This is a genomic window from Arthrobacter sp. ISL-85 (assembly GCF_018613675.1).
GTDB lineage: Bacteria > Actinomycetota > Actinomycetes > Actinomycetales > Micrococcaceae > Arthrobacter.
In genome coordinates this window covers 37,116-49,862 of sequence record NZ_JAGGPQ010000018.1, presented here as the reverse complement: position 1 = coordinate 49,862, position 12,747 = coordinate 37,116, and the positions used below count along the sequence as shown (strand labels likewise).

Sequence of the window (12,747 nt, the reverse complement as noted above, 5' to 3'; positions counted from 1 at the left end):
GTGGAATTATCGCAGAGCAACCGGGCCGTCATCATCGGCGGCGGCCCCCGTGGCACCAGCGTGCTGGAGCGGCTACTCGCCCACACTGCCGCGGCCGGGGACCGGAAAGCGCACCTGCATATCGACGTCGTGGATCCCTACCCGGTGGGCCCGGGTCACGTGTGGCAGCCGGATCAGTCCCGGCTGTTCCTCATGAACACCCAGTCCTTCTATCCCACCCTGATCCCCGAGGATCCGTCACTGCCCGCGCCTATTGCCGGCACCACCTTCGACCAGTGGCGGGCACGGCACCAGCGGGACCCGCTGCCGGCCCTCACCGCCGGGGAACGGGCGGAGCTGGCGGTGCTGGAATCGAATGACTTTCCCAGCCGCGCCCTCTACGGCCGCTACCTGCGCTGCACCGTGGAGGAGTTGCTGGGCAAGGCTCCGGACGGCGTCACGGTTGAATTCCACGAAACGTCGGCACTGTCGGTGCGTCCAGCGGGGGACGGAACGTTCGACGTCGGGCTGGCCACCGGAGCGAGCATCAGAGCCAGCTCCGTGGTGCTGGCCCTGGGGCACATCCCCTCGCGGCTGAATCCGGAACAGAGGGAACTCCAGGGCGCCGCCGGCCAACTGGGCCTGCAGTACTTTCCCCCTGCCGTCCCCGCGGACGTGGACTGGACCAGGATCCCTGCCGGTGAGCCGGTCCTGGTCCGCGGCATGGGACTGAACTTCTTCGACACCATGGGCCAGCTCACCGAAGGCCGCGGGGGGAAGTTCGTGTCCACTGGCAACAGGCTTGAATACGAAGCGTCCGGCCAGGAGCCCCTGATCATCGCGGCGTCCCGGCGCGGAACCCCCTACCGCGCAAAAGCGGCCCTGGACGGTTACTACGCCTCCGCCATCACGCTCCGCTACCTCACTGAGGCCGCCATCGAACGGTTGGCCAAGGCCGGAATCCGTCCGTCCTTCGATCACGATCTATGGCCATTGCTGCACCGCGACGCCCTGTGGGCCTACTACTCAACGCTGGTGCGCTCGCAGCCCGGCGCCGTGCCCGATTCTCCCGCGTTCCTCGCAGCGCTGGAGGAAGCCCTGCAGCCGCACGCGCACAGTGCCGCGAACTGGGAGGACAACGTTGAGAGCGTCCTGGCCGTCCATGTAGGTCCGCGGCACCGACTGGACCTTCCCGGGCTCGCGGCTCCACTGGCAGGCCGTTCGTTTGAGTCCCGCAGGGGCCATGACGCCGCGGTGGTGGAGTTCCTGCTTGACGATGCACGCCGCTCGGGCCTGGGCGAGGATGATCCGGTCAAGATGGCCATCGCGGCGTTGCACCACGGACGCGCGGTGCTCAAGACCGCAGTGGCCGACGGCGGCATCACCGATGAATCATGGGTTGCCGGCCTGCGTGGCTGGTTCGAGTCGTTTGTTGAGGGCCTGGCCAGCGGACCGCCCGCACTGCGTGCCGAACAGCTCGCTGCGCTCGCAAGGGCCGGGGTGGTCAGCTTTGTTGGGCCCGACCCGAAATTCCGCGTTCACCGGAAGCCTGCGCTGTTCACCGCGTCCTCGCCGTGGGTGGCGGGGCCGCCCGTCACCGCGCGGACCATGGTAGAGGCGTTGGCCCCCGGCAACCGGGTCTCGGCCAACGATTCACCGGTTCTGGAGCAGTTGCTGTCCGATGGGCTGGTGCGGCCCAAGCTCATGATGACTGCGGAAGGTGCTCCCATCGAGTCCACAGGCCTGGACGTGGAGCCCCACCCGTACCGCCCGGTCGCCGCCAACGGGTCCGTGACCGAGGGCCTCTTTGTGCTGGGACTACAGTTGTCGTCGGCGCAGTGGGGTACCGCCATCGCCGCGGAGGCGGTGCAGCCCGGCGGCCCCGCCTACCGCAGCGGCCAGCGCACCCTCCGCGATGCGGACGAGATCGCGGCGGCCATCCTCGCCAGGGCCTAACCGAATATGGCTTAATCCACAATGCAAAAACCCCTGACTGCCGTTGCCGGCTGCCAGGGGTTCCCTTGCGGAAGGTAAGAGATTCGAACTCTTGGTACGGGGTTACCGCACACTGGTTTTCAAGACCAGCTCCTTCGGCCGCTCGGACAACCTTCCTCAGCTAGTAGTGTTTCATAGGCACTTGCCTGCAACAAAACAGGCCCGGGGAAGCGCCCGGTGCACACTGGATGCAGCCAGGATTTTAGTCAGGAACGGGAGAGGTCCATGAAAGCCGTCTACATATCGGAACCGGGCGGCCCGGAAGTGCTGGAAGTCCGGGACGTGGATGCCCCGGTGCCCGGCCAGGGCGAAGTGCTGATCGACGTGGTGGCGGCCGGCCTGAACCGGGCCGATGTCCAGCAGCGCAGGGGGTTCTACCCGCCGCCGCCGGGCGCCTCCGAGGTCCCCGGGCTGGAAGTGTCAGGCCGGATCGCCGGCTTCGGGCCAGGCGTCAGCAAGCCATTCTCGCTGGGGGACAAAGTGGTGGCCCTGCTGGCAGGCGGCGGCTATGCCCAGCAGGTGGCGGTCCCGGCCGAGCAGGTGCTTCGGGTGCCCGAAGGTGTGGACCTGGTCACCGCCGCATCGCTGCCGGAGGTGGCCGCGACGGTGTACTCGAACCTGATCATGACGGCGCAGTTGCAGCCGGGTGAAACGGTTCTTATCCACGGAGCCACCGGCGGGATCGGCACCATGGCCATCCAGCTTGCCAAAGCCTTCGGTGCCAAAGTGGCCACCACAGCCGGAACCGATGAGAAGGTGGGCACCGCCAAGGCATTCCTTGGAGCGGACATCGCCATCAATTACAAAGAGGAAAACTTCCCGGACAGCCTTCGGCGGCAGAACGGCGGCAAGGGGGCGGATGTCATCCTTGACGTGGTGGGGGCCAAATACCTCCAGCAGAACCTGGACGCCCTGGCTGACTATGGGCGCCTGGTGGTGATTGGGCTGCAAGGCGGTGCCAAGGGCGAGCTGGACCTGGGGCTGCTGCTGAAGAAGCGTGCAGCCGTGGTGGCTACCGCCCTGCGGCCCAGGCCGGTGGCGGAAAAGGGTGCCATCATGACCGCAGTCCGCGACGCTGTATGGCCCCTGGTTGCCGACGGCAGGATCCGGCCGCTCGTCGCCAAGACCTTCCCGCTGGACCAGGTCAGTGCAGCACACCGGTATTTTGACAGTGGCGATCACGTGGGCAAGATCCTCCTGGTCATGTAAGACCTCCAGTACATACCGGGTATTGCACCGGCGATCTTTCGGAGCTAGGCTCGCTATACGCGGTATGCACGGGTCTTGGGGGCCTGTGCATACCGGTAATGACCAGCCCGGGGGAGCAACATGTCGATTCGCCACAGCCTCCTCGCCCTGCTGCAGGACCAGCCACGCTACGGCTACCAGCTGCGGGTCGAGTTCGAAAGCCGCACGGGAGCCACCTGGCCCCTGAATATCGGGCAGGTGTATACCACCCTGGACCGGCTGGAACGCGATGCCCTGGTGGCCAAGGAAGGCGACGACGGCGAGGGCCATGTGGTGTACAGCATCACCCCCGCCGGCAAAGCGGAGGTGCGGAGCTGGTTCGCCGCTCCCGTGGAGCGGAACAACCCGCCCCGCAACGAGCTTGCCATCAAACTCGCGCTCGCCGTTACCCTGCCCGGGGTGGATGTCCAGGCCATTATCCAGGCCCAGCGCGTAGCATCGATCAGGGCCCTGCAGGACTACACCAAGGCCCGCCGTGACACGGCGGCAAACCAACGGGCCGCGGATACCGCCTGGCTCCTGGTGCTCGATTCGCTGATTTTCCAGACCGAAGCGGAAGTCCGCTGGCTGGACCTCTGCGAAGCCAGGATGGTCCAGCAGGCACAGGCTGCCGCCACGTCTGCAGGCCGGAAAACATCCAACGGGGCCACGGAAGACGCCCCGCTCAACGCGGACAGCCGCCGGTGAGCGTGCAGGGACCGCAGCAGGTCCTTGAACTTGCCAAGGTTGGCAGGACGTTCGGGGAAGGCGCCACGGCGGTAGCAGCACTCCGTGACGTCCACCTCACCATCTCCGCGGGGGAGTTCGTCGCCGTCATGGGTCCTTCGGGCTCCGGCAAGTCCTCCCTGCTGGCCGTTGCCGGGGGACTGGACCGGCCGACGTCGGGCGCTGTTTACGTCGAATCCACACCCTTGGCCGGGCTACGCCTGAATGAACTGGCCCGCCTGCGCCGCCGCGCCGTCGGCTACGTTTTCCAGGACTTCAACCTGGTTCCCACGCTGACCGCCGCGGAAAACGTGGCGTTGCCGCTGGAGCTGGATGGCATATCCGCACGGAAGGCCCACCGGCAGGCCGCCGATGCGCTCCGGCAGGTGGGCATCCCGGAGCTGGCCGACCGGTTCATGGACCAGATGTCAGGCGGCCAGCAGCAGCGCGTGGCCATCGCCCGTGCCATCGTGGGCAAGCGGCGGCTGATCCTGGCCGACGAGCCCACCGGTGCGCTGGATTCGACAACGGGCCAGGGAATCATGGAGGTCCTGCGCGCCAGGGCCGACGCCGGTGCCGCCGTCATGCTCGTCACCCACGAGCCCAGGCACGCCGCCTGGGCGGACCGCGTGGTCTTCCTCCGGGACGGGCGCATCATTGACCAGGCGGCCGCCATGCATGATCCCACGATGCTCCTGACGCAGGCCGGGCTCTAATGCCAATGGACGTGGCTCCAGCGCCGCAAGGGCGCCGGAGCGGCTACCGGATTGCCCTGCGGCTGGCCCGCCGGGACATCGCCCGCCACAAGGGCCGGTCCCTCCTCATCCTCCTCCTGATCATGGTGCCGGTGGCGGGAATGACCGGCGCCGCCACCCTCTACCAGAGCTCACAACGGACCCCCGCCGAGACAGTCCAGTACGAGCTGGGCAACACCCAGGCACGGTTCAGCGTCCTGCCTGTGCCCAGCGCGGACTCCCTGCAGGACCCGCTCAATGACGGAGTCATCGCCTCCAGCACGGGTCGATTCGATCCGGAGTTCCAGCGAACGGACCCTTTCGAGGCCATCCCGGCGGGCTATGACGTCCTGCCCCAACGCCTGCTGCAGCTGACCACCGGAGTGGGGGAGGCGCTCGTTTCATTCGAGGGCCGCGAGGTGGATGCACTCAATCCGGCCTTCACCGGCAAGTTCAGCCTCCTCGAAGGGCGGGCGCCGCGCGCAGCGGCGGAGGTACTCGTGTCGCCGGGCCTCATGGGACGTTTCCACCTCACCTTTGGACAGGAATTTACGACGTCGGCAGGAACGTTCGTCCCGGTGGGAACCATCCGCGACGCATCGGCCGCGGACGGCAACAGTTTCCTGTATCTGCAGTCCCGCCAACTGCCCGCGGACTTCGCCCCCGGCCCAATGGCCCGCCAGTCCGTGTCCTACTACCTGGTGGGCCCGGAACCGGTCACGTGGCAGCAAGTCAGGGACGCCAACAGCAAGGGCGTGGGGGTGCTCTCCCAAAGTGTGGTGCTGGACCCGCCGCCCCTCGAGCAGCGGTTGGTTCCGGGTTCGCAGCCGCGGGATGACTCGTCGGCGGCCACGGCCGTCTACGCCACCTTCGGCCTGATCGGGGCGCTCGCCCTGCTTGAGGTCGGCCTGCTCGCGGGTGCTGCCTTCGCTGTCGGAGCAAAGCGCCAGGTGCGTGAGCTGGCTCTGCTGGCGTCCGCGGGAGTGGAAAGTTCCACCCTTGGTGCCGTCGTCACGGCTGGAGGACTGTGGCTGGGATGCCTCGCCGTCGCCTTCGGATCCGCGCTGGGGTTCGGAGCCGCCGCCGTCGTCGTCCAGCTGGTCCGCAGGACGGGATCCGTCCGGCTGGCCGGCCTGCACCCGGACGCACTGCTGACCGGAGTGGCCATGGCCATGGGCCTTGCCGCCTGCGTCCTGGCCGCGATGGTCCCTGCCCGCCGGGTGTCACGGCAGGCGGTGCTGGGCGCGCTCAAATCCGGGCGGGCGCCGGCACCTATAGGACGGCGCACCACCCTGGCCGGTGGCGTGACGCTGGCAGTTGCCGCGGCGCTGCTGGCAGCCGGCTGGCTTCTGAGCGGCTCCAGCAGCGACCCGGACCGGCGGGCGGAGCAACTGCCACTGGTGGTGACGATGCTGATTGCGGGAGCAGTCCTCGCTGTAGGCGGCCTGGTGATGCTGACCGGCTGGCTGATACTCCGCCTGACGTCCCGGGCACAGTGGCTGCCCCTCTCCCTCCGGATGGCGGCCCGGGACTCCGCCAGGAATCGCGGCCGCAGCATCCCCGCCGTCGCGGCAGTGCTCGCGGCTGCCACGCTGGCCAGCGCGGCGTTGGTGCTGTCCGCCAGCCAACAGGCGGGACTGCGGGAAACGCACTATTGGGGTGCCCTTGAAAACCAGGCATACCTGCCGCTGGTTGTGGACCCGCCCTTGGCGGCTGATGGAAGCAGGAAGCCGCCACTGCACGTGGACGCTTCTGCGCTCTCCACTGCCGTTGCTGATGCCCTGGGCACTGTCGAGTCGAGCCAGCCCATCACGGCTCCGGAAAGCCTGCGGAACTGCCCCGAAGGTCCCGCTGATCCCACGCTGGCGGCACGAACTGATACCTCGAATTGCCTGCTGTATGCGCTGGCCAGGCCGCAGGCCAGCGAGTGTCCGAAGACGCCGCAAGGAAGACTGCTAGACCCGGGGGACTGGCGGTGCCGCGGTTCCATGGTCAACGAGCAACCAACTGACCGGGCCATCCTGGTGGGCGGTGCGGAGGAAATCCGTGCGGTGCTGGGCCGCAATGCGTCCGCGCAGGCGCTGGCGGTCCTGGACGCCGGCGGAATGGTGGTGACCAACCCGGTGTTCGTCGACGACGGAAGGGTCTCGTTGCAGGCCCAGGACGTCCGGACGCAGGTGCCGTCGGCGCGCGGGCCTGGCAGCGGGCACGCCACGGTCAGGAGCGACTCCCTCGCAGCGTCAGTGTTGGAACCTGCCGTTCCAGTGCCCTGTTACGGAATTGTCTCGCCGGCAACCGCAGAACGCCTGGGCCTCCACGCGGCACCGGCCGGACTGCTGTTTCAGCTAGTGAAGTACCCCTCTGAGGCGGAAGCTGATGCAGCCTCCGCTGCGGCCGCTGCCGTCTATGGGCAGCCCGGCATGACCTTCCGGGCGGAACCGGGCATTTCGCAGGGCAGCCTGTGGATGACCTGGTCCATCGTGGCTGCGGCTGCACTGATCACCTTCAGCGCAGCCGGCATCACCACCGGACTGTCCCTTGCCGACGCCCGCGCGGACCACGCCACCTTGGCCGGCGTTGGTGCGTCACCCCGGCTGCGCAAGGCCCTCGCCGGATCGCAGGCGCTTTTCACCAGCGGCCTGGGCACCATCCTGGGGGCGCTGGCAGGGGCGGTGCCCGCGTTCCTGATCGTCCTCTCGACGGACATGCGGACGGCAGCGGAGGTTCCCTGGCTCCAACTGCTTGCCCTTGTAGCAGCTGTTCCGGTGACGGGCGCGTCGCTTGCGTGGGCCTGCACCCGCTCCGGCCTGCTTCTGTCCCGGCGGGGCCTGGCCTAGCAGGACAGCCGCCGTTGCCCTCATTCGTCGCCGCGTCACTGCCGCTCACCGCACAACCCGGCGCCGCGCCGCTGTCGGCCCCTCCTGGGGGAACCGGCGTTGGTAGGGTGCCCAGTGGCAGAAGTGTGGGAAAACTCTCAAGGAGGAGACATGGCCGGAGCGCCTGACGAACGGAACAGCGGATCCCGGGCGGAGGGTGGACTGGCTACAGACCCGGATCTTCCCCCGCCCGCCGTGGACGAGGCACGGCTGGAAGCCGAGGACCGGAAATGGACCCCGGCAAAGATTGCACTGTGGGCTGCGATCGCCCTGATGGGCGGCGTGGCCTGGTTCATGCTGGCCATCATCCGCGGCGAGACCGTCAACGCCATCTGGTTCGTCTTTGCCTCGGTGTGCACCTACCTGATTGGGTACCGCTTCTACTCCAAGGTGATCGAGCGCTACATCACCAAGCCTGATGACCGCCGCGCCACCCCGGCCGAGTACAAGGCGGACGGCAAGGACTACGTCCGCACGGACCGCAACGTGCTGTTTGGCCACCACTTCGCCGCGATCGCCGGCGCCGGCCCGCTGGTGGGTCCCGTCATCGCCGCCCAGATGGGCTACCTTCCCGGCACCATCTGGATCATCGTGGGCGTCGTCTTCGCCGGTGCTGTGCAGGATTACCTGGTGCTGTTCTTCTCCATGCGCCGCGGCGGCCGCTCGCTCGGCCAGATGGCCCGAGAGGAACTCGGCGTTATCGGCGGCACGGCCGCCCTCATTGCCACCCTGCTCATCATGGTGATCATCGTCGCCATCCTGGCGCTCGTCGTCGTCAACGCCCTGGGTGAAAGCCCCTGGGGTGTGTTCTCCGTGGGAATGACCATCCCCATTGCCCTCTTTATGGGCGTCTACCTCCGCTACCTGCGGCCCGGCAAGGTCATGGAAGTCTCCATTATCGGCTTCGTCCTGCTGATGGCCGCCATCATCGGCGGCGGCCTGGTGGCGCAGACCGAATGGGGCGCAACGGTGTTCCACCTGGACAAGGTGACCATCGCATGGGGCCTCATCATGTACGGCTTCATCGCCGCGATCCTGCCGGTGTGGCTGCTCTTGGCTCCGCGCGACTACCTCTCCACCTTCATGAAGATTGGCGTGATCGTGATGCTCGCGCTCGCCATCATCGTGGTACGGCCCGAAGTCAATGTTCCCGCGTTCAGCGAGTTCGCCGGCCGGGAGAACGGCCCGGTGTTCTCCGGCGCACTGTTCCCCTTCCTGTTCGTCACCATCGCCTGCGGCGCCCTGTCCGGGTTCCATGCCCTGATTTCCTCCGGCACCACCCCCAAGCTGGTGGAGAAGGAACGGCAGACCCGGTACATCGGCTTCGGCGGCATGCTGATGGAATCCTTCGTGGCCATCATGGCCCTGGTGGCCGCCATCTCGATTGACCGCGGCCTGTACTTCGCCATGAACGCCCCGGCGGCCCTGACCGGCGGCACCGTGGAAACCGCGGCCACCTGGGTCAACAGCCTGGGCCTGGCCGGGGTAAACATCAGCCCCGACCTCCTGTCTGAGACGGCCCGGAATGTTGGCGAGCAGAGCATCGTGTCCCGTACCGGTGGTGCACCCACCCTGGCAGTGGGCCTGGCCCACATCATGCACCAGTTCGTCGGCGGGACGGCCATGATGGGCTTCTGGTACCACTTCGCCATCATGTTCGAGGCGCTCTTCATCCTCACCGCAGTGGACGCAGGCACCCGCGTTGCACGGTTCATGCTGCAGGACTCCATCGGCAACTTCGTCCCCAAGTTCAAGGAAGCCTCCTGGCGGCCGGGCGCCTGGCTCTGCACCGCCATCATGGTGCTCGCCTGGGGCGCGGTGCTGCTGATGGGCGTCACCGATCCGTTGGGCGGCATCAATACGCTGTTCCCGCTGTTCGGCATCGCCAACCAGCTCTTGGCCGCCATTGCGCTGGCTGTTTGCCTGGCCATCGTCGCCAAGCGCGGCACCTTCAAGTACCTGTGGATGGTCGCCCTGCCGCTGGCATTCGCCGCAGTGGTCACCATTACGGCGAGCTACCAGAAGATATTCTCCTCCACCCCTGCCGTGGGCTACTTCGCCAACAACGCTGCTTTCAGCAAGGCGCTGGCCGACGGCAAGAAGGAGTTCGGCACCGCGAAATCGGTGGCTGCCATGGAGGCCGTTGTCCGCAACACCGCCATCCAGGGCTGGCTGTCCGTGATCTTCGTGGTGCTCAGCATCATCGTGATTGCCACGGCGGTGCTCGCCACGGCCAAGGCCTTCCGTGACAGGGCGGCCGGGACAGCCACCACGGACAACGAGGACCCGGCAGTTCCGTCGCGCGTCTTTGCTCCTGCAGGACTGGCGCCCACAACGGCCGAACGTGAGCTGGCTGCCGAGTGGGGGAACGTGCCCGCCGACGCCCGCGTTGAACGGGCCGGGCATTGACGAGCACCGGCATCGCCCTGGTGGCCAGCGGATTCCGTGGGTTCGCCCGCCACCTGGGCGGCGTCATGGGCGCCGACGCCTACGCCAAATACCTTGAACACCATAGGTCGGCCGGGCACCAGGAAGCACCCATGTCGGAGCGGGAGTTCTGGCGGGACCGCACGGACCGCCAGGACACCAACCCCCAGGGCAGGTGCTGCTGATTGAGCCCGCAGCGGACAAGCCTGCCACTGTGCCTCACTGGTGGACCCTGCGCGGTTGGGCCGTGAGAGTATGAACGCATGAGCGATCCCAAAGACACTCAGGCAGCTGAGGACCTCCCGGTAGAAGGCACTCCCGTTGATGACAGCGAGGCTCCTCTTCAGGCCCCCACTGACGGGGGCGGCAGGCCGCGGGGCAGCAACCTGCAGGATTTGGTGGATGAGCCTGCCAAGGTGATGCGGATCGGCACCATGATCCGGCAGCTCCTCGAAGAGGTGAAGTCCGCACCGCTGGACGACGCCGCGAGGGGCCGGCTCGCTGCCATCCACGAACGCTCCATCAAGGAGCTTGAGGACGGGCTGGCTCCGGAGCTGGTGGCGGAACTGGACCGGATCAGCCTGCCCTTCTCCGACGAGGCCACGCCCTCCGACGCCGAGCTCCGGATCGCCCAGGCCCAGCTGGTGGGCTGGCTTGAGGGGCTGTTCCACGGGATCCAGACGGCCATCGCCGCCCAGAACGCAGCCCGCGAACATGCGGCGGCACAGCTGCAGCTGCGCCAGCTGCCGCCGGGCACCATGATTGCGCCCGGCGTGGTCATCGGTGAAAACGGCGAGCCACAGCGCGCCGCGGCCGGAGCCCGGCCGGGGCAGCCGGCGCGGCCCGGCCAGCGTGAGGACCCGGACCACGGCCCGGGCCAGTACCTGTAGGCTCCGCTTGGGCTTTTTCAGCGCCGCCAGGCAGGGGCGCAAGGACGACGCGGAACTGGGCAAGGGGTTGTGGCGCCGTGCGCACGACCGCTTCCACCGGGGACTGGACCGCTTCCATCAGGTGCTTGAGGGCGTGGAGGACGACCGGCTGTACGGCGAGCTGGTGGACATCGCCAACCAGCTCGCTGCCCTGCTGCCGCGCGTCCGGGCGGTGTGCATGGAGGCACAGCGGCGTGCCCCCAGCGAAGGGCTGGACATACCGGCCGGCCTGGCGGACGTCCACAGATCCCTGTCCAAGGCAGGAAATTCGCTGGCGACTACGGCCGAAGCGGCAGCAATGCTGCGGCTCGCCGTGGGGCCGGTCCCGGTGGGTGCAGCGTCCGTCCACCGCCGCGCTGAGTCCGTCTTCCAGCAGGTGGACGACGCCGAGAGGCAGCTTCACAGGGAATAGTTGAGCAAGCGTTCGGAATTATTCCCGATTCGGAAGCATACTTTTCTTTTAAGCGGCTGGCTGACAGGGCCCCTAATCGACGCGCTCGGCTCCAGGGCCTTGGCAGGATTGGTTCATGACTCTTTCACCTACCTTGACTTTCAACGACGGAAACACGATCCCCCAGCTCGGCTACGGTGTGTGGCAGGTTGAGGACGACGTGGCTGAAAAGGTTGTCCGCCAGGCGTTCGAAGCCGGCTTCCGCCACATCGACACCGCAAAGATCTACGGTAACGAGGCAGGCGTAGGCCGTGCCATCGCCAGCTCGGGCCTGTCGCCGGAAGAGATCTTCATTACCACCAAGCTGTGGAACGCGGACCAGGGCTACGAATCCACCCTGGCCGCCTTCGAGGAATCCATGGACCGGCTCGGCCTGGAAACGCTGGACCTCTACCTGATCCACTGGATGCAGCCCAAGCAGGACAAGTACGTTGACACCTGGAAGGCGCTAATCGAGCTCCAGAAGCGCGGCCGGGTCAAGTCCATCGGCGTCTCCAACTTCACCGTTGAGGGCCTGCAGCGCATCATCGATGAAACGGGCGTGGTTCCGGCCATCCACCAGATCGAACTGCACCCTTACTTCAGCCAGCGCGAACTGCGTGAATTCGGCGCGTCCAAAGGCATCCTGACCCAGGCCTGGTCCCCGTTGGGCCAGGGTGGCGAGCTGCTGAAGGACCCGGCCATCGCGTCCATCGCTGGCAAGCACCAGGCCACACCTGCCCAGGTGGTCATCGCCTGGCACCTCGCGATCGGCAACGTGGTCATCCCCAAGTCCGTGACCGAGTCGCGCATCAAGGAGAACTTCGCAGCACTTGAGGTCTCCCTGGATGCAGGGGACGTTGAAGCCATCAACAATCTGGACCGGACTGCCGCCGGCGAAGGCCGCATCGGAGCCGATCCGGCGGTCTCCGACTTCGCCTAGTACGGACTTCGCCTAGTACAGAGTTCGCTTTGTCCGGACTTCGCCTGGTCCCGTGGGCGGCGAGGCCGGCCCACTTGGCTGGCGGACACCCGCCCCAGACCAGCGTCAGCCCGTGCTGCCGGCAACCGCCAGGCAGCACGGGCTGATGCCGTTAACCTGGCTATGCCCGGCACGGGTGCACGGGTGCACGGGTGCAGGGGTGGACGGGCAGACGTGTGGCTGGGCGGACGTGGCCGGTCAGGCAGCCAACTGGATGTGGTCCACGGTGACGGAGTCCACCACGGCCCAGTTGTCTTCGCCGTGGCAGTGCCTGCAGGCGAAGCGCTCAGCCTCTTCGAGCGTCTCGAAGACCTCGGAGTGTGCCCGGCCGCGGTCGGCGTCGAAGTACGTTACGTGAAATTCCTGAACAGCTTGGTTCTCCATAAATCCAGTCTGCAACCGGGGTCTGACATTCTTAGGAACCAAGCCCGCGTGTTGTGGA

At 67.1% G+C, this 12,747-nt stretch carries 11 protein-coding genes and 1 tRNA gene; 10 read left to right on the top strand and 2 right to left on the bottom strand.

All coding sequences use genetic code 11. The features are described 5' to 3' along the window. Positions 1–1,935: an FAD/NAD(P)-binding domain-containing protein gene (locus J7I84_RS14455; protein WP_214945247.1), complete on the top strand. Its 1,935-nt coding sequence runs from the start codon at positions 1–3 to the stop codon at positions 1,933–1,935. A 68-nt stretch (positions 1,936–2,003) separates the two neighbouring features. Here the strand turns inward: J7I84_RS14455 and J7I84_RS14450 are convergent. Next, positions 2,004–2,091 (bottom strand) — tRNA-Ser (locus J7I84_RS14450). A gap of 108 nt (positions 2,092–2,199) precedes the next feature. Here J7I84_RS14450 and J7I84_RS14445 point away from each other — a divergent pair. From J7I84_RS14445 to J7I84_RS14405, 9 genes are all read left to right on the top strand, one after another. After that, entirely contained in the window at positions 2,200–3,183 is a 984-nt protein-coding gene (locus J7I84_RS14445) for an NAD(P)H-quinone oxidoreductase (protein ID WP_214945246.1), read from the top strand. Between the two features lie 120 nt (positions 3,184–3,303). Further along, on the top strand, positions 3,304–3,909 hold the full coding sequence (locus tag J7I84_RS14440; protein WP_214945245.1) for a PadR family transcriptional regulator: 606 nt from the start codon (positions 3,304–3,306) through the stop codon (positions 3,907–3,909). Next, positions 3,906–4,643, top strand: coding sequence for an ABC transporter ATP-binding protein (locus J7I84_RS14435; RefSeq protein WP_214945244.1), 738 nt, complete (start codon positions 3,906–3,908; stop codon positions 4,641–4,643). The genes J7I84_RS14440 and J7I84_RS14435 overlap by 4 nt, the downstream gene beginning before the upstream one ends. A gap of 5 nt (positions 4,644–4,648) precedes the next feature. Continuing rightward, entirely contained in the window at positions 4,649–7,498 is a 2,850-nt protein-coding gene (locus J7I84_RS14430; protein ID WP_251046647.1) for an FtsX-like permease family protein, read from the top strand. A 150-nt stretch (positions 7,499–7,648) separates the two neighbouring features. Further along, the gene (locus tag J7I84_RS14425; protein WP_214945242.1) at positions 7,649–9,946 is read left to right on the top strand and encodes a carbon starvation CstA family protein; all 2,298 of its coding nucleotides are present in this window, start codon (positions 7,649–7,651) and stop codon (positions 9,944–9,946) included. Continuing rightward, complete coding sequence (locus tag J7I84_RS14420) at positions 9,943–10,149, top strand: YbdD/YjiX family protein (protein WP_251046646.1); 207 nt, start codon at positions 9,943–9,945, stop codon at positions 10,147–10,149. The genes J7I84_RS14425 and J7I84_RS14420 overlap by 4 nt, the downstream gene beginning before the upstream one ends. A gap of 78 nt (positions 10,150–10,227) precedes the next feature. Then, positions 10,228–10,854, top strand: coding sequence for a bacterial proteasome activator family protein (locus J7I84_RS14415; protein ID WP_214945241.1), 627 nt, complete (start codon positions 10,228–10,230; stop codon positions 10,852–10,854). Positions 10,855–10,861: 7 nt separating this feature from the next. Further along, positions 10,862–11,305 carry a hypothetical protein gene (locus J7I84_RS14410; protein ID WP_214945240.1) on the top strand — a complete coding sequence of 148 codons (444 nt, stop codon included), beginning with the start codon at positions 10,862–10,864 and terminating at the stop codon, positions 11,303–11,305. Between the two features lie 115 nt (positions 11,306–11,420). Continuing rightward, on the top strand, positions 11,421–12,266 hold the full coding sequence (locus tag J7I84_RS14405; RefSeq protein WP_214945239.1) for an aldo/keto reductase: 846 nt from the start codon (positions 11,421–11,423) through the stop codon (positions 12,264–12,266). A 237-nt stretch (positions 12,267–12,503) separates the two neighbouring features. Here J7I84_RS14405 and J7I84_RS14400 read toward each other — a convergent pair whose 3' ends face one another. Beyond that, a complete protein-coding gene (locus tag J7I84_RS14400; RefSeq protein WP_214945238.1) occupies positions 12,504–12,689 on the bottom strand; it encodes a hypothetical protein in 186 nt (61 codons plus the stop codon). Between the last annotated feature and the right edge of the window lie 58 nt (positions 12,690–12,747).